Annotated in this window: 16 protein-coding genes; 7 read left to right on the top strand and 9 right to left on the bottom strand. The window is 68.3% G+C overall.

The window, feature by feature from the left end; all coding sequences use genetic code 11:
- Positions 1–4 precede the first annotated feature (4 nt).
- Entirely contained in the window at positions 5–337 is a 333-nt protein-coding gene (locus H6717_05540; protein ID MCB9576471.1) for a hypothetical protein, read from the bottom strand.
- Positions 338–517: 180 nt separating this feature from the next.
- Here H6717_05540 and H6717_05535 point away from each other — a divergent pair, with 180 nt between their 5' ends.
- The gene (locus tag H6717_05535; GenBank protein MCB9576470.1) at positions 518–1,702 is read left to right on the top strand and encodes a penicillin-binding protein; all 1,185 of its coding nucleotides are present in this window, start codon (positions 518–520) and stop codon (positions 1,700–1,702) included.
- Here the strand turns inward: H6717_05535 and H6717_05530 are convergent.
- The 3 genes from H6717_05530 to H6717_05520 all read right to left on the bottom strand — a co-directional run bounded on the left by H6717_05530 (position 1,657) and on the right by H6717_05520 (position 5,194).
- Positions 1,657–2,250 carry a family 16 glycosylhydrolase gene (locus H6717_05530; protein MCB9576469.1) on the bottom strand — a complete coding sequence of 198 codons (594 nt, stop codon included), beginning with the start codon at positions 2,248–2,250 and terminating at the stop codon, positions 1,657–1,659. The two genes, H6717_05535 and H6717_05530, sit on opposite strands and share 46 nt — an antisense overlap.
- A 54-nt stretch (positions 2,251–2,304) precedes the next feature.
- Positions 2,305–3,342, bottom strand: a complete 1,038-nt coding sequence (locus H6717_05525) for an MBL fold metallo-hydrolase (GenBank protein ID MCB9576468.1) — start codon at positions 3,340–3,342, stop codon at positions 2,305–2,307.
- 97 nt (positions 3,343–3,439) lie between these two features.
- Positions 3,440–5,194, bottom strand: a complete 1,755-nt coding sequence (locus tag H6717_05520; GenBank protein ID MCB9576467.1) for a DUF2330 domain-containing protein — start codon at positions 5,192–5,194, stop codon at positions 3,440–3,442.
- An 81-nt stretch (positions 5,195–5,275) separates the two neighbouring features.
- On the opposite strand from H6717_05520, the gene H6717_05515 reads away from it, so the two are divergent.
- Positions 5,276–6,412 (top strand): acyl-CoA dehydrogenase family protein, encoded by a 1,137-nt coding sequence (locus H6717_05515; protein MCB9576466.1) that lies wholly within the window; start codon positions 5,276–5,278, stop codon positions 6,410–6,412.
- Positions 6,409–7,035 carry a CoA pyrophosphatase gene (locus tag H6717_05510; protein ID MCB9576465.1) on the top strand — a complete coding sequence of 209 codons (627 nt, stop codon included), beginning with the start codon at positions 6,409–6,411 and terminating at the stop codon, positions 7,033–7,035. Before H6717_05515 ends, H6717_05510 begins: the two co-directional genes overlap by 4 nt.
- On the opposite strand, the gene H6717_05505 is transcribed toward H6717_05510, so the two are convergent.
- On the bottom strand, positions 6,995–8,494 hold the full coding sequence (locus H6717_05505) for a hypothetical protein (GenBank protein MCB9576464.1): 1,500 nt from the start codon (positions 8,492–8,494) through the stop codon (positions 6,995–6,997). The genes H6717_05510 and H6717_05505 overlap by 41 nt on opposite strands.
- A gap of 123 nt (positions 8,495–8,617) precedes the next feature.
- On the opposite strand from H6717_05505, the gene H6717_05500 reads away from it, so the two are divergent.
- Together H6717_05500 and H6717_05495 are read left to right on the top strand one after the other, a co-directional pair.
- Positions 8,618–9,382, top strand: coding sequence for a hypothetical protein (locus tag H6717_05500; GenBank protein ID MCB9576463.1), 765 nt, complete (start codon positions 8,618–8,620; stop codon positions 9,380–9,382).
- A 176-nt stretch (positions 9,383–9,558) separates the two neighbouring features.
- Positions 9,559–10,596: a phosphatase PAP2 family protein gene (locus H6717_05495; GenBank protein MCB9576462.1), complete on the top strand. Its 1,038-nt coding sequence runs from the start codon at positions 9,559–9,561 to the stop codon at positions 10,594–10,596.
- Here the strand turns inward: H6717_05495 and H6717_05490 are convergent, their stop codons facing one another.
- Positions 10,597–11,244 carry a hypothetical protein gene (locus tag H6717_05490; protein ID MCB9576461.1) on the bottom strand — a complete coding sequence of 216 codons (648 nt, stop codon included), beginning with the start codon at positions 11,242–11,244 and terminating at the stop codon, positions 10,597–10,599.
- Between the two features lie 412 nt (positions 11,245–11,656).
- Here H6717_05490 and H6717_05485 point away from each other — a divergent pair, with 412 nt between their 5' ends.
- Complete coding sequence (locus H6717_05485) at positions 11,657–12,649, top strand: hypothetical protein (GenBank protein MCB9576460.1); 993 nt, start codon at positions 11,657–11,659, stop codon at positions 12,647–12,649.
- Positions 12,650–12,708: 59 nt separating this feature from the next.
- Complete coding sequence (locus H6717_05480; GenBank protein MCB9576459.1) at positions 12,709–13,302, top strand: TetR/AcrR family transcriptional regulator; 594 nt, start codon at positions 12,709–12,711, stop codon at positions 13,300–13,302.
- Between the two features lie 84 nt (positions 13,303–13,386).
- Here H6717_05480 and moeB read toward each other — a convergent pair whose 3' ends face one another.
- The 3 genes from moeB to H6717_05465 form a co-directional block, all read right to left on the bottom strand.
- A complete protein-coding gene (gene moeB, locus H6717_05475; protein ID MCB9576458.1) occupies positions 13,387–14,562 on the bottom strand; it encodes a molybdopterin-synthase adenylyltransferase MoeB in 1,176 nt (391 codons plus the stop codon).
- Positions 14,563–14,685: 123 nt separating this feature from the next.
- On the bottom strand, positions 14,686–15,909 hold the full coding sequence (locus tag H6717_05470) for a protein kinase (GenBank protein MCB9576457.1): 1,224 nt from the start codon (positions 15,907–15,909) through the stop codon (positions 14,686–14,688).
- The gene (locus H6717_05465; GenBank protein ID MCB9576456.1) at positions 15,906–17,063 is read right to left on the bottom strand and encodes an FHA domain-containing protein; all 1,158 of its coding nucleotides are present in this window, start codon (positions 17,061–17,063) and stop codon (positions 15,906–15,908) included. The genes H6717_05470 and H6717_05465 overlap by 4 nt, the downstream gene beginning before the upstream one ends.
- Positions 17,064–17,144: the final 81 nt, after the last annotated feature.

The following is a 17,144-nucleotide window of genomic DNA, read 5'->3' as shown; positions in this document are numbered from 1 at the left end:
CGACTCACACCAGGGCCACGCCCCGGAGCTGCAAGAGGTCGAGGTGCTCGGCCAGGGTCAGGCGGTCCGCGTCGCTCATCTTCACGAAGCGAAAGGCCTGCTGGGAACCCCGCGACCACACGGGTCGCGCGATGGCGATCAGCGCGTTGAAGCGCTCCGGCAATCGCAGCTCGAGCTTCTGCAGCAGGCGTTGATCCCACGATCCGATCGGCCGTCCGCGGTCCACCACGATGCCGCTGGAGGAGATCTCGATACCCCGGCAGATCGACCTGCGGCTCCCGTCCCGCGCCACCACACGGAAGTCCGTCCGTCCTCGAAGTCCTACTCGCCGTACCATGCGCACCTCCTGACCCCGCGATCGTAAGAGGCCGGAAGCGAGCCGGGCCAACTTGTAACCTACCTTTACCTACATGCCACGCCACTTCGATGAGCACTTCGATAAGACGGCTGCTTTTGTTGGTCCGCCGCGAGCACGGATTGTTTGGCCAATGCCCCGCTGGCGCGTAACTCACACCGCGTGCAGCGTTGGTTTCGCCAGCTCCTGACGGCGAGCCCCCTCGCGGCCCTCGCCAGCCTCGCGCTCATGCCGTCCCTCGGCCGGGCCTCGGAGTCCGAGCCGCCCACGGTGGATCTCGCTCACATCAGCATCAGTGACGGCGTGGCGCATGCTCCGGCGGCGGACGGCGCCACCGCGGAGCTGACCCTGGACGCGCACCTGCAGCACACCGCCGTACGGCTACTGGCGCGTGCTGCGCCGGTGCGCGGCGCCATCATCCTGGTCGATGCCCACGACGGACGCGTGCTGGTGTGGGCGGAGCGCACCGCCAACGGCGAAGGCGATGGCGCCGTGATGCTCCACGCCCTGGCGCCCTCGGCCAGCGTGTTCAAGGTGATCACGACGACCGCCTTGCTCGAGCGCGGCAAAGTCAGCTCCAAGCACCGCGTGTGCACCTCCGGCGGGCTCCGCCGCATCGAGCGAAAGCACCTGGATGCACCGCGCCCCGGCACGCCGGACGTGCACTGCGCGCGCTTCTTCTCCGCCCTGGGGCACAGCAAGAACGCCGTCTATGCGCAGCTCGCCACGCATTTTCTGACGCGCAACGACCTGGTCGAGGTCGCGGATCGCTTCGGGCTGAACCACCCGGTGCCCTTCGACGTACCGGTGCCCACCGGCCACCTGGAAGTCCCTTACAACGACCTGGAGTTCGCCCGCGCTTCCGCGGGCTTCGTGGGCAGCACGCTCTCGCCCCTGGGCGCGCTGGAGCTGGCCTACACCGTGGCGGCCCACGGTTCCCTGCCCCGCGTGCGCATCGTGCGCTCCGTCGGAGATTGGCACGCGCCCGCGGGACGCACGCTGGTGCGTCGCGTGATGCACGACGGCACCGCCTACGAGCTCCGCCGCATGATGGAAGTGACCGTCCACGCCGGCACCTCGCTGGAAGCCTTCAGCGACAAGGACAAGCACAGCTACTTCGGTGCCATGCGCCTCGCGGGCAAGACCGGCACGCTGCAGCTCAGCGACGACTCCCCCACCACCAGTCGCTTCGTGGGCTTCGCCCCCAGCCGCGCGCCGGACGTCGTGGTCAGCGTGCAGCTCGACAACGGCAAGGTCTGGCGCCGCAAGGCCAACGAGGTCGCCCGCGACATGCTGCGCGCCTACTTCGCCACCAAGAACACCCCCGGCGTCACTGCGCCGTTCTGATCTTCAGGGCAGAAAGCGGTACACCACGATCCAGTCGATGACGGCCCACCGCCGAGGCGCGTCTCGGTCTGGATCACGTGGTGCATCGGCGTGTTGGGGATCTTCTGTGTGGACGTGCCGATGACCTTGCCATCCAACAAGAATCGCGTCGCGGTCGGGGTCCATTCCGTCACCGCCGTGTGCCAATTGGCGTAGGTAGCAGTCGTCGGAAAGGAATCCTGATCGCCCCCCGTGGCTCCGTTCTGCCAATGCATGAAGGCGGAGATTTCCCCGTTCAGGTCGCCCTCCGGAAAATCGATCTCTCCGTCAGCCGCGCCGCCACCCGTGCCGGCGTCGCTGTGGAGGTGCAGCTTCATCATGCCGCCAGCGACGCTGATCACGCCGTGCGGGTCGTACTCGCCGTTCTTGCTCGTGTCCTTCCACGGTGATGGATAGGCGCCCCAGCGATCCGACACGGCGTCCGGGAAGCTGCCGAGCGCCACGTCCTGTGCAAAGTCGTCTCCCGCTGGCTCCCGCCGCGCCGCCACCGTCTCCTGCGTCCGCCCCACCACTGCCGTTCGTCGTCTCCCCCTCGGAGCTGCAAGCCCAGCTCGCCATCGCCCTCAGCGCTCCACCGGGAGCTTTTCGTCGTTCCAGGCGAGCATGCCGCCGGCCAGGTTCGCCACGAAGGGAAAGCCCGCCTTGCCCAGCATCGCGCAAGCGCTCGCGCTCCGCGCGCCAGCTCGGCAAACGACCACGATGGGCCGCTCCACGTAGCCCGCGAGCTTCGGCAAGCGCCGCTCGAGGGAGTCCATCGGCACCAGCAGTGCACCGCGGACATGGCCCAGCTCGCCCACGAATTCCTCGGGCTCCCGCACGTCGAGCACCAGCGGCGGAGTCGCCGACGAAAGCCGCGTGGAGAGCTCCGAAGCGGACAGCTCCGTCACCCGCGCCACGTCCGTGACCAGCGGGAAGCGCACTTCGTCCGCCTCGAAGCCGGATTGGTTCACCTGCAGCGCTTGCTGTATCCGCTCCGGCAGCGGCAAGCCGAGGGACGCCATCTGCGCCGCGTACTCTTGTCGGCTCTTGCCCACGAAGCGAGGGTTGTCGCGCTTCTCTTGCCCCACCGTGGACGTGGTGTTGCCGCGATAGTCGTGCCCCGGATACACCACGGTGTCGCTGGGCAGCTCGAACACCCGGGTGGTCACCGCGTCCCACTGGGCGCCGGCGTCGCCTCCCGGAAAGTCCGTGCGACCCGAGCCGCTGATGAGCAGCGTGTCCCCCGTGAGCACGCCACCTTCGAACACGTAGCAAACGCTGTCCGGCGTGTGCCCCGGCGTGTGCCACACCTCGATGCGCTCGCCCCCGAGCTCGATCACGTCGCCCTCGTCCACGTGGCGGTCCACCAGCGGGCTCGGGCTCGCCCGGTGCATCACGACTTCTGCCGACAGCGCGTTCTTCGAGTGCCGATTGAGCATCAAGTGGTCGGCATGGGTGTGTGTTTCCAGCACGTACCCCAGGGAAAGCCCTCGCCGCTCGAGCTCCGCCAGGTAGGTCGGCACGCGCTCGCGCACCGGATCCACCAAAGCGGCGCTGTCCCCCGCCGTCAGCAAGTAGGTCTTGCAGTTCGTCCCGTTCAGCTCTTCGACCGCGATGGCCATGGCGGATCAGGATGCCACCGGACCCTGGCCCTCCGAAGCTGATTTTGTCGGGGCGGCGCGGGCACGCCGTGCTCGCGCCGGACCGACACCCAAATGCTCAGCGACGGCGACGCCGAGACAGAGCCACGGCGCCCGCAGCCAAGAGCAGCACCACGGACGGGCCGGGCGCCTCCGGCGCGCCGGGCACCGAGCAACCACAGCTCTTCTTCTTGTCGCCGGCGCCCTCCGTGCCGGCGTCTCCGCCATCTGCGGCGGTGCCACCATCCGGCGTGGCGCCAGCGATGCCAATCGAGGGTACGGGGGTGAACACGACCTTGTCCGGATCGATCTGCTTGCGGTTCTTGCGCGTGAGATCCGTAGCCACCCAGGTCTTGCGCAGGCCGCGGTAGGTGCGCGGCGGCTTGCCCCAGCGCCAGTGCTCCGGCTTTTCGCACTTCACCATGCCGTTCCAAGGATGGAAGAAGTTGAAGCGAACCTGGAGCTCGTTGCGCTTCGCGGGTTTCACCTCGGTGGACAGCTCGTGCGCCTCACCCTTGGGGATGCCGGTGCCGCCACCGACCGGCTCCGCAGGGCCGACCTCGATGTCCGTCGGCAGGTTCGAGGCGTCGTAGCGGTGGTGCAGCCGCGAGAGCACGTACACGTTGCGGGCGATCAGCGCCTTTCGCCGTGCGACCTCCTTGCGCTCTTCCTCGAAGGTCTTCTTGTACTCGGTCTTCTCCTTGCCCTTCAGCTCTTTGACCTTGGCGTCGTATTCCTTCTGCTCTTTCTCCGTGAGCTCGGGCGGCTCGGGATTCTTCTCCTCGTCGGCAACGCCTTGCTCGAGGACGTCTCCGCCCAGGCTCATGAGCTCGTGCGGCATCAGCGGCTCCGTGGCGCAGGGACGACCGCAACCCTTGGTGGTCCAGGCGAACTCGTCCAGCACGCCCTTTGGGTTCTTGGCCAGCAGCTTGTCGTGGATGGCCGCGTACAGCTCGCCCATGCGCTCCTTCGCCACGAAATCCACCGACAGGTTCGTGGGCGGGAACACGTTGTCGTAGTTCTTCGCCTCGTAGCGCTTGTCCGGCGCGAGCACGTAGACGAAGAGCTCCTGCTTGTCGTCCAGGTTCAACAGGCCGAGCTTTGCGGGAATGGTGGTGATGGGTTTTTCGCTCCAGTAGCGAATGGGCGACAGCTGCGCGCGGTCGCCACCCACCAGCTCCACGCGCTTCGGATCGACCTCGGCGACGAGCAGCGTCATGCCCTTGTCCAGGTACGGCTTCACCGCTTCGTTGGCGCCCGCCGGAGCGATGTAACCCTTGCCCTCGAGCCAGCCGGCGACGTTGCCGCTCTGCTCCGGGGTGAGCACGGTGTAGCCGTACTCCGCCTCGGCTTCTTTGAAGCTGGGCTTGACGTCGATGAACAGCTCCTTGGCCACCTTCTTGGTCGGGTCGCCGATCACCGGGCCGCCGCCCAAGAAGGCGGTACCGGCCTTGGCCTTCATGCTCTGCTCCCAGATCTGCTCCGGCGGCCCCGGCTCGCAGGGATCCATCTCCCAGAACTCGTGAAAGCGGGGCGCGGTGATGTTCTCCACGCGATCGACGAACTCTCGCTTGAGCGTCTGCACGTGCTCGGTGGTCACGTCCGCGGGGACCGGCATCACCAGAGCGAAGGCATCCAGGGGTCCGTCGTAGTCCGGAGCCACGGTGACGACGCTGTAGTTCCCTTTCGTCATCAGCACGACGTGGGTGGCGTAGGAATGGCGCTTGGCTTCCTTCTTCCCGGCGTAGAAGCCCGGCAAGGCGGATGCAGGGCGGGCAGCGCCCAGGGCGGCCACGGTCAGCAACGGAAAGAGCAGGCGGGACAGTCGCTTCATCGCGCGCCAGGCTAGTGCTGAGCGAATCAAGTCGCAAACCTTCACTTGCCCCCGAGCCGGCCCCACAAGTAGACCATCGCCATGGACTTCGAGCTCTCGGACAGCGAACGGATGGTCCAGAAGACCGCTCGCGATTTTGCCACGGCGAAGATTGCACCCCGAGCGGCAGAGTTGGACCGCACCGAAGCGTTCCCCACGGACCTCTTGCAGGGGCTGGCGGAGCTGGGGCTCCTGGGCGTCAACGTCCGGAGCGAGTACGGCGGTGCCGAGGCGGGAGTCGTGGCCTACGCCGTGGCCATGATGGAAGTGGCACGCGCCTGCGCGTCCACGGCGGTGGCCATGGCGGTCACCAACATGGTCGCCGAGGTGATCCAAGCCTTCGGCAACGACGCGCAGCGCGATCGTCATCTCCCCGCCATCACCAGCGGACAGCACGTGACCGGCGCCTTCGCGCTGTCGGAGCCCGCGGTGGGCAGCGATCCCGGCGCCATGACCACCCGCGCCGAACGCAGCGGGGACGGCTGGGTGCTGAACGGCGAGAAGCAGTGGATCACCAACGGCGCCTACGCAGGCGTCACGGTCGTGTGGGCGCGCACCGGAGGACCGGGGCCCAAGGGCATTTCGTGCTTCTTGGTGGACAAGGACACACCCGGCCTCGGCATCGGCAAGCCCGAAGACAAGCTCGGCCTGCGCGGCTCGAACACCGTGCCCCTCACCTTCGAGGACTGCCGCGTGCCCGAGAGCGCGCTCCTGGGTGAGGAGGGCATGGGCTTCCGCATCGCGATGATGGCGCTCGACGGCGGTCGCATCGGCATCGGCTCGCAAGCCGTGGGGATCGGCACCGCAGCGCTGGAAGCGGCCACGGAGTACGCCAAGGATCGACACGCCTTCGGCAAGCCCATCGCGGCCTTCCAGGCCATCCAGTGGATGCTCGCGGACAGCCAAACGGAGCTCGAGGCGGCGCGCCTCTTGGTGCTGCGGGCGGCCAGCCTCAAGCAAGCCAAGGCGCCCTTCACGCGGCAGGCCTCGATGGCCAAGCTGTTCGCCAGTGAGGCGGCACAGCGCATCTGCAATCGCGCCATGCAGGTGCACGGTGGCTACGGCTACACGCGGGAGTTTCCGGTGGAGCGCTACTTGCGGGACGTGCGCGTGACCACCATCTACGAGGGCACGAGCGAGATCCAACGGCTGGTGATCGCTCGCGACCTGACCCAGTGACCCCACTCGACATCCACGGCGTGGTCCGCGCCCTCGCCCAGGGCACGGGCCGAGGACCGTCCGTTCCTCCCGAAGGCGAGCGCTACGCGGCGGTCGCCATAGTGCTGCGCGCCGCGGACAGCGGCGTCGAGGTGCTGCTGATCCTTCGCGCGAAGAACGACCGCGATCCGTGGAGCGGGCACATGGCCTTCCCCGGCGGGCGCCACGACGAAAGCGACGTCGACCTGCTCCACACCGCCACTCGCGAAACGCTGGAGGAGGTCGGCGTGGACCTCGCGCGCGTGGGCACCCTGGTGGGACGGCTCGACGACTTGCCGGCCATCGCCCGCGGCCGCCGCGCCGGCATCACCATCGCGCCGTTCGTCTTCACCGTGAGCGAAGATCCGCCCCTTTCGCCCAATCACGAAGTGGAAGAGGCGCTGTGGGTCCCGCTGGATTCGCTGGCCAGCGGGGAAACCGCGACCACGGTCCGCTACCGCATGGAAGGCACGGACCTCGACCTGCCCGGTTGGGACGTGGGGGGCCGCATCGTTTGGGGGCTCACCTACCGGATGCTGCAGACGCTGTTCGAGCGCCTGGGTCTCACAGGTTCTCGTCTACCTGCGGATCGCACGTCTGGCTGAAGTCGCAGGTGCCGCCGCCCTTGGCGGTGACCGTCAGCGTGTACTGCGCGCAGGTCCCGGCCACGCCGATCGCTCGCTTCACGCGCACGTGGTACTTCTTGCCATGGGGGCCGCAGTGGATCGGTGCGGTGGGGCCGCAGGACTTCTCGCCCAGGTCGGTGCCCTTGGAGCCGTCCACGCACCAGTCGTAGTCCGTGAGGTTGGAGTGCTTGGCGTCGGGCACCTTGCACGCGCCGCGCACCACGTCGAAGACGAACTCGCTGTTGTTGGCCGGCGCCGAGAAGCCGATCTTGATGTGGTACGAGTTGGTGGAGCCCTCGTCGCTGTCCACCGTGTCGAAGCTGTACCAGTCCTCGTCGGCGTCGCTGGTGAGGCGGCCGGTGATGTTCAGCGCGGTCGTGTTGGCGTCCGTCACGCTGCCCGCGGCGGTGGCGTTGCCGCAGCTGTTGTTGGGCTCGTCCGCGCCGATCTCGCAGGGGCAGCCGGCGGAGGGCGGGAGGGTGGGCGGATAGTTCACCCAGCCGGAGTCGCAGGAAGCGATTTCGCACACGCCCACGTTACAGGCCCAGGTCGCGTGAACCGGATTGCCCTGGGAAGCGCACAGCTCGGCCGGGGTGCCGTCGTCCGGAGTGCCGTTGCAGTCGTTGTCCGCGCCGTCGCAGGTCTCCGGTTGCGGAGTGCCCGCGGTGCAGCCTTCCCACTTTCCGGAGGAGCCATTGCAGGCCTCGGTGCCTTCGCACACCAGTGTGCCCGACGTCTGCGTGCAGCGCCGCTTGACGCCGTCGCGGTCGGAATTGCAGGGACAGCTCTCGTCGTTCTGCGGCACGCAGATGCGGGGCGTCTTGCTCGGGGGGCCGGCCTCTCCGACCCCCGCGTCCGCAGCGCCGGAGCCGCCCGTGCCCGGCAATCCCGGCGGGTAGCCGTCCGCCGTCACGCAGGTCATGCCCGAGGGGCACTGTCCATCGAAGGAGCAGTCCCGCGCGCAGAAGCGGTCGACGTTGGGCGACGGAGTGCACACGTCACCGACGTTCTGGCAGTCCGCGTTGGTGATGCACTTGTCGCACTGGTTGCCCTTGTCCGGAACGCACAGATAGCCCTTGTCCGGGTGGAAGGCGCAGTAGGCGCCGTTGGGGCAGGCCTTGGACTCGTCGCACGGCGTGACACAGGTGAGCGCCGGGGCGCCTTGGCCGATGTTCACGCAGATCAGATCGCCTTCGCAGTGGTCGTCGAGCTGACAGGGCGAGCCGAACTTGCCGATGGGCCAGCCGCCGTCGCTGGCGCCGATGCCGCCCACGGCGCCGCTGCCGCCCCCACCCGAGGCTCCACCGGAGCCGTCGGTGCTGGCGTCGGGTTTGCCCTTGCCCACGTCTTCGATGCCGGCGTCCTTCGCGCAGGCCACGAACAGACACGTGACGAGCGCTCCCAAGAGGAGTGCAAAGGTAAGGCGACGCGCTGCCAACGTCTTCCGAGGATACGCTGGGGGGCAAAACGGGTCAAACTGCGGAGTGCGCGCTACGCGAAGGAATTCGACGAGTTCGACGAAGCTAGTGACAGCCTTCGACGAGCGCGATACGAGACCCTCGTGACGCAGTCCGGCAAATCCGAAGAAGCCCGAGCAGGCAAGTGCCGCGTGTGCAGCGGCCCCGTGGACGAGCGCACCGGCCGCTGCCAAGACTGCGGTGCGGTTCACGGCAAGACCTACCGTTGCCCACACTGCCGCACCGTCGCCGACGTGGAGCCGGATCGGGTGTTGGGGGAGCGCTGCAAGGTGTGCGGCGGTCCACGAATTCAGCTGGATGACGTGACCATCCCCCGCACCGGACGCGAGCTGCCCGCGCTCACCGAAGCACGACGTCTACGAGCTCGCGCCATCGCGTGGCGCATGGGGTCGGCGGTGCTCGGGGGTTTCGGAGCGCTGGCCTTGTTGGTCGCCCTCGGTGTGCTGGCGGTGGTGAGCGCTGGCGCTCTCGGCACCATCGCAACGTTGCTCATGGCCGTGGCTCCCATCGCGCTTGCAGCAGTGGGGCTCGCCCGCGCTCGCAGCTCCGACAAGAACGCCGTGAGCGAAATGGATCGCGCGCGGCGCTTCGTCGCGGCGGACGTCGCTGCGGCCGTCGAACCGTTGAACGCCAAGAAGCTCGCGGCGCTCATGAAGGTGGACGAAGCTCGCGCAGAGCTGCTCTTGGCGGAGCTCAGCGTGGAAGATCTGGTGCGCGTGCGCGTGCAGGAAGACGACGCACCCAAGGCGCGCGTGGCGAGCGACGCCGAGGTCGAAGAAGAAGCCGCCGCCGTCGAGGAGTCCGAAGAAGGGCTTGCCGAAGTGCGCGAAACGCGTGAACAAAAGTGACCTAACGGTCGCGAACGGAACTACCCGCTGCGTAGCGCGCTTCGCGCTGCGAACGGACGGACGCGCTGGTAGAACCAGTGATTTCCGCGATGCCGTCTGCTCGCGCTGCTGGCACGAGATTGGCACTGAGCTTTCGCATTCCCGCAATCGGAGGTATTTCCTCCGGCGCTAGCGTCATGGCCATCGATCACCGCGAGCTGTACTCGAGTCGATCCACGGAGCTCGAATCCGTGGGACCGATCCGCGGATTTTTCCGCGAGCTCGCGTTTCAGGATTGGCTGGTTTTCGGCTTCCTCGTGATCTTGAACCTGGCCGCCTACTCCACGCCGGAGAGCCCCGAGCGCACGCAGTCGCTACACCGCGTGTTCTCGCTGTTGGTGTTCCTCACTGCCACGCTGGTGGTCGTGCGGGGCGGTTTGCTCAAGCATGGCTTTTTTGCCCCACTGCTCTACCGGCTGGCGATCTACGGCACGGTACAGCTGAGCTACTTCTTCTTGGGCGAGCTCTTGCCCCTGGTGAACACCACCACCCTCGACGGCGAGCTCTACCATCTGGACACGCTGCTGTTCGGTTTCGAGCCGGCCATCGCGCTGGACTCCGTGGTCACGCCCATCACCACGGAGTGGTTCGCGTTCTTCTACTTCAGCTACTTCTTCCTGCTGGCCATCCACGTGATCCCGATCCTGATGCTCAGCAAGAACGCGCGGCTCTTGGGTGAGTTCGCGCTGGGGATGCTGCTCGTGTTCTGCATCGGCCACACGGTCTACATGCTGGTGCCGGGCTTCGGTCCCTACAAGGCAATGGCCGGCCACTTCCAGCACGAGCTACCGCACGGAATGTGGATGGACATGGTGCTCTCCACGGTGGCCACGGGCGGCGCGCAGATGGACATCTTCCCCTCGCTGCACACGGCCACGCCCACCTTCATCGCCATGTTCTCGTTCCGGCATCGCAACAAGCTGCCGTTCAAGTACACTTGGCCGGTGGTCGTGTTCTTCGCGGTGAACATCATCATCGCGACCATGTTCCTGCGCTGGCACTACATCATCGACGTGGTCGCCGGCCTCACGTTGGCCACCTTGGCGGTGCTCTTGTCCACCCGCCTCACCCGCATCGAGGCAGGGCGGCGCTTCCGCCTCGCCACCGAGAACTGGCCGACCTTCTTCAAGAGCCCACGCCGCTCGACCCGCACGGCCGAGCTGGCTCGCTCCTGATCAGGACTCGTACACCCGCACCAGGGCCAGGCCCTGTCCTGCGGACACGCGCACGATGACGCGCATGGGTGCCGCAAAGGGCGCGGCCCATTTGAAGCAATTCGGCTTTTGGCCAATCACGGCGTCGGGAGCTACCGTCGAGTCCTGCGCCAGGATGGGCGAGACGTTCGGCATCGGGCTCACCGGGGCCAGCTGCAGATCGAGGTTCTCCACGCCGGGCAAGCCCGCGCCGACCACGGTGTAGCAGCGCCCGGACTGCATCTGGATCTGGCTCTCGAGCATCTGCCCGGTGGCGAACTGTCCCGCCAAAGTTGCGATGGGCTTGGCACCCGCCGGCAAATGCTGCTTGGCCAGAGCGTCCACGGCGGGCGCTGCCGCGGCAGCCAAGGAGGGATCCACGGGCGTTGCGCTCGGCCCCGGCGTCGCGGTGGGCACCGGCGGCTCGGGCGGGGTCGTGGTGGTGGTCGGCGTCGTGGGATTGCCGCTCGGCGGAGGGCTCACCGAGGCGACGCACTGCTGTCCATCAAAGCTCTGCCCCGCCGGACAGGTCACGGGCCCGGGTCCGACATTGGGATTTCGCTCGTTGCTCCCGCCACAGCCACTCACCACTGCCATCAAGCTGCCCAAAGCCAAGAAGCGCAGATTCACGAGCCACGTCCTTTCCGCCGCCGTCTGGCGGTCACAGCTACACAAACGGCGATCCCTGCACGGCCTTACATACCGCGGGATAACTCTCTGTATTTCTTTGATTTTGTTGGTCCGCCGCGCCCACTCTCGTTCCGATGCAAAACACACGTTCGTTTTTTTAGTTGAACCTCGCGGGGCTCGGGACGACACTCGTCGGTGGAGGTCGACATGGTTCGAAGGGGTGCGATCGTCGTGCTGACGTTGATGCTCGTCGCGGGCTGCGGGGACGCCGGGGATCCCGCGGCGCCGGCGCCGGACGACGCGACCGGCACCGTCGCGGACGTCCCGGAGCCGGATCCGGGACTCGATCCGTGCGTCGATCTGGACGAGTGCGAAACGTTCCCGGGCCGCGGGCGCAGGGGGCAGCGCCGCCGTGGACGGCGGCGGCGCGGACGCCGGCGGCGCGGACGCCAACGCGCGCCGGCTGCTGGACGACGCCGGCACGACCACGTCGGAGCCAAAGCCCGGTTGGGCCGAGGGCGACACCCTGCTCGTCACCAAGTACGCGTCGTTCCGCAAGAGCGCGGACAAGAGCGCCGCCACCATCACGGCCGTCGCGCCCGGTACCGGCGTCAACGACTCCTTCCACTACGGCGGACAACCCGCGGGTGTCATTCCCCCCGGGCAGCACGTCGTGCTGCTCGCGGAGCAGAAGAAGAACGGCCACTACAACGTGAGGTACGACGGCAAGAGCGGCTGGATCATCGCGCAGAAGCTCCACGCCCTCGACTCGTCCATGCACCCGGTGAAGTTCGCGATGCAGCCGGCGGTGCAGAACGCCTTCTACAAGAACCAGCTGCACCGCGGTCGCTGGAACAAGGACGGCCCATCGTACTCGGGCAACTGTGCGCCCACGTCCTTGGCCATGGCGCTGGCCGTGTTCGGCCTTGAAAAGCCAAAGCTCAGCGTCGAGCAGAGCATCCATCGCGCCCGCAAGAGCTACGGCGACGGCAGCGATACCGGCAGCACCACCAACTCCCAGATCACCCAGGGGGCGACGGCGCTGGGGCTGAAGGTGAAAGCACTCCCCTACCTCTCGCAGACGTCCGCCAAGATGGACGTCATCGATGCGCAGCTCGACAAGAAGCACGTGCTGCAGCTCGCGGGTGAGCCGGGCAATCCCGGTGGCGGCCCCACCGTGTACCAGAAGGCGATGACCCAGGCGTACAAGGCCGGGGGCGTGAGCGGCAGCTACACGTACAGCGGCCACCACTCCATCTTCGTCCTCGGCCGCACGAGCTCGGGGGACTACGTCATCGGGGATCCCATCTCCGAGGTGGGCATGGTCACGCTCACGCGAGCCCAGCTCAAGGACTTCGTCGCGCGCTGGGGCGGCAGCGGCAACGCCCTGTGGTTGCCCCAGTGACGACCCCACACTCGGCAAATCGTGTTGACCGCACCCTGGCGCGCCCCCAGCGTGGCGCCGTGGAGCCGCGCGCCAAACGTCCGCGCCCGAGCAGCGACCGCATCTTGGCGGCCGCCGAACGCGAGTTTGCGAGGCGCGGCTACGGCGAGACGAGCCTGCGCCAGCTGATGAGCGCGGCAAAGGTCAGCACCACGGCGTTCTACGCGCGCTTCGCCACCAAGGAGGACGTGCTGCGCCAGCTGGTGCTGGGCCTGTTGTCGGACCTGGACGAGCGCGCGCGCGCGGAGCTGTCCGCCGCCGAGAGCGTGGAAGACGGCTTTCGCCGCGGCGTGGACGTGCTGGTGAGCGTGATGGCGCCGAAGCAGCGCATCGTGCGCATCGCCCTGACGGAAGGCGCGGCGAGCCCCGCGGTGCGCGAAACTCTGAGCCAGCTGTACGCGGCCCTCGCCGCCCTGCTCGGCGAAAAGCTCGCCGCCCTGGCCCGGCGAGGCGACGCGACGGCGGACGATCCCGAGGCCGTCGCCTGGAGCCTGGTGGGCGCGCTCAATCTGCAGATCACGCGCTGGGCCGTGTACGAGCAACTCTCCACGGACGAGCTCGCGCCCGCCCTCCACCGCGTGGCCACCGCGATGCTCCCGCTGCTGAAGCGCTGAGGTGCGGCGCGACGGGGATCGCGCCGGACCAACAAAAGAATTCTTCGAGGGCTGGGCGGCTCCTGGTCTTGGAGCGGATACGCGCTACTGGGCGGCGACGCCGGCGCAGAATCCTTCGTAGTCCACGTATTCCTTGATCGTAGGGTGCTCGCCGCAGGCCGGACAGGTCTTGTCGCGGCGGAGCTTCAAGGTGCGGAAGCTCATGCGCAGGGAGTCGTAGGTGAGCAGGCGGCCGACGAGCGTGTCCCCGAGGCCCAAGATGATCTTGATGGCCTCGGTGGCCTGCAGCGTGCCAATCATGCCGGGGAGGATGCCGAGGACGCCGGCTTCCGCGCAGGAAGGCGCCAGATGGGCGGGGGGCGGCTCCGGGTACAGGCAGCGGTAGCAGGGCCCCTCGAAGGGCATGAAGGTGGTCACCTGACCGTCGAAGCGGAAGATGGAGCCGTGGACGACGGGCACCTTGTGGAACAGCGAGGCGTCGTTCACCAGGTAGCGCGTGGGGAAGTTGTCGCAACCATCCACGATCACGTCCCAACCGTCGCCGAAGATGCGGTCGACGTTGTCGCTCATCAGGCGCTCTTGGTACTTCACCACCCTCACGTCGGGATTGAGATCCTTGAGCGCCTTCTCCGCGCTCTCTACCTTGGGGATGCCGACGCGGGAGGTGGCGTGCAGGATCTGACGCTGCAGGTTGGAGGCGTCGACCACATCGGCGTCCACCAGACCGATGGTGCCGACGCCGGCGGCGGCGAGGTACAGCGCCGCGGGGGATCCGAGGCCGCCGGCACCGAGCAGCAGCGCGCGACCCTTGAGCAGCTTCTGTTGACCGAGCTCGCCCACCTCCGGCAAGAGGATGTGACGCGAATAGCGATCGAGCTGCGCGTCGGTGAAGTGCGGCGGCTCTTCCATCGGGTAGCGCATGTCTTTCCAGCGCACGAACCCGGGATTGGCGCTCACCACGTTGGTGTAGCCGAGGTCCGAAAGCGAGCGCGCCGCGAACACGCTGCGGATGCCGCCCGCGCAGTACACGACGATCTCCGCGTTCTTGTCGGGGAGCTTTTGCTCCGCCTGCATCTCGAGATGGCCGCGGGGTAGATGGATGGCACCCGGGATGTAGCCGGCGCGAAACTCGTCTTTCTCCCGGACGTCCACCAGCACCGGGGGCTTGTCCCCCTCGAGACGATCTTTCAGCTCCTCGAGGCTGACGGTCTTCACGTCCGCGCGAACCTCGGCGAACAGATCACTGTAGGTCTTGGGCATCCCTGGCTCCGGGGAAAGTCGCATTTTCCGATGCGACAATTATCGGCTCTAATATTGGTGAATTCGCCGCGGCGTCAAGCCGGGCCCGAAAGGGTACTGGAAGATGGCGGCGGGCGCAGCCGCTCACAGGCCCCAGGCTCGGAGCAGGGCGCGGGCGTCCCGAGGGCGCTCTTCCGCTGAAGCCAAGGCCAGGGCGACGCCATGCCGCCAGGAGCCGAGATCGCGCTCGCCAAGGGCGTTGAGGGCGTCTTCCAGGATGCGACCCAGGGCGTACACGTCGTCCGCGGGGGTGATGGGCTCCCCCGACAGCCGCTCCGGGCTCAGGTAGCCGCGGCTGCCCCCCGCCACCACCTGCCCCACCGGATGCGCCAGACCGAAGTCGCTGATCACCGGCTCGTCCACGTGTCGGAACAGCACGTTGGCGGGCTTGAGATCCGCGTGCACGAAGCCGCGCTCGTGGACCCGCGCCACCGCCAGCGCCAGCGGCGCGAGCCAGCGCTCGATGGGCCACAAGAAGTCCGCGTCCTTCTGCACGAGCCAGCGCTTGAGTGCCCCCGCCGGCAGCCACTCCATCACGATCCAACCGCGCACGGGATCCACGTCGAACACCCGCACCACGCCGCGACCGGCGAGGGTGACGGCCAAGCGCGCCTCGCGTTCGAGCTTGTCGTGCTCGTCTTCCGGCCGGTGGTAGACCTTGAGCGCGACGCGGCGGCCGAGCACGTCGTCCACGGCCTCGTACACCGTGCCGGCACCACCGCGGCCCGCCTCCCCCACGATGCGGAGCGTGGTCTCCGGCGCGTCGGCTCGGAGCACCGTGGCTTCGTTCAGCGGGTTGTCCTTGGGCGCGGCGCCGCCCAGCCAGCGCCGCCAGCGCTCGTGGCGCTCGCGCGCGCCGGGGGCATCGATATCGCGGACCAGGACGCGCTCCACCAGCGTGATGGCCGCGGCCACCTCGCCGCGCTCGGCGCGAAGATCTGCGGCCATCATCAGGGCGTCGGTGCTGGACGCGCCGTCGAGCAGCTCCAGGGCCGCCGCGATCTGACCGCGCTGGACGAAGAGATCCGCTGCGGCGATGGCGAGCCGCTCGTCGAGCGGCCGCGCGGCTCGGGCGCGCAGCAGGCGATCGAGAGCGGCGCGCTCGTTCGAGGTGCCGCGAGCCCGCGACAGCTCCGCCAAGGCCAGATCCGTGGGCACCTCTTCGCCCGCGGCGAGCAAGCCGAGGGCGGCGAGGTCGTCCTCGGAGGTCTCGACCTTCGGCTTCGGCGCAGGCTTCGGCGGTGGTGGAGCCACGGGAGCCGGCTCGTCTTTCGCGAAGCGCTCCTTGAGCTTCGACCACAGGCTCACGGCACGACCCGGAGCCGCGGCGGAGCGCCGGCAGCGTTCGACAGCGCGTCGCCCCGGCACAGCTGGATGCGCTGATCCACCTGCAGCCCTTCGAGATAGCCGGGCGTGTGCGCGCTGAGCTCGAGCCAGCCGTCGTCAGCGGGCTGAACGCGCCAGTCGTCCAGATGCCAGGGGCCGAGCGGCGCGAGCACCACGCGGGCGCCGATTTCGACGCGCACCCCGCCGCCATCGAGGGGCGTGAGCTTGGCGCTCACGTCGCCGCCCAGAGTCAGCTCGATGCCCTCGCCGATGGCGACGGGAACGTCGAGGCGAACGCCGCGCAGCAGGGTGCCGTTGCTGGAGCCCAGATCCGCGGCCTCGGGTCCGCTCGGCGTGCGCCGCAGCACGAGGTGTTGGCGGCTGATCCCCGGGCTCGGCACCGTGATGTCGGCGTCGGCCCGTCCGATCACCACGCTGTCCCCGAAGGCGACCTCCAGTGGACGTCCGTCGAGCTCGAAGCGAGCGCTGGGGCCCTGCGCCCGCCGTTCTTCGATCTCGACCGCGAGCGCCAGGAGCATGTCGTCGGGCTCGGCCCGCGGCGCCCGCGCCAGCGCCAGGGCCTCGCGGCGGCGCCCGCAGGAGAACAGGTCCTTCGCCTTGCGGCCGACCTCGGCACGCTCGCGGAGCTTTCGTTCGCGCTTCTGCTCGTCCCCCAGCACTTGCTCCAAACGCTCGATGGCGCCGGCGTCCACCAACATGCGGGCTTGATCGTCCACGTCCCCGGCGAGGCCGTAGGCCTCCGCCGCCGCGGCGCTGGAGCCCGCGCGCTCGAGCTCGCGGCCGAGCAGTGACAGTTCCCGCGGGGTGAGCTGCAGGGTGCCGGCCTTGAGCAGATCCAGCGCCAGCTCCCCGCGTCGCTTCGACAGCTCCGCCTTCTGCTCCGCCGAGGCGAGGCTCAGGGCCTGACCCAGGAGCTGATAGCGCTCCCGGGGCTCCGCAGCGGCGTCCGCCCGCGCAGCGAATACGCGGGCCGCCTCGGAGCCGAGGCCGGCCTCGAGGTACGCCGCTGCTGCCTCCGCTAGCTCCCCGCGCGCTTCCGCACGTCGGGCGCGGCGCTCCGGACCACCGCCACCGCGACCGCGAAACAGCCCGAGGGCTTTCGACAGGACTCCCACTGCCTGCCCTTCTTGCTCCAGCCCGGCCCCGGCCACAAGGCGCCATCGCAGAGAAAACCGGCGGGGGCTGGCCGGCGTTTT

Source organism: Polyangiaceae bacterium, assembly GCA_020633235.1.
GTDB lineage: Bacteria > Myxococcota_A > Polyangia > Polyangiales > Polyangiaceae > JACKEA01.
Note: the sequence above shows the minus strand (reverse complement) of the source record. Positions and strands in the feature narration are given on the sequence as shown.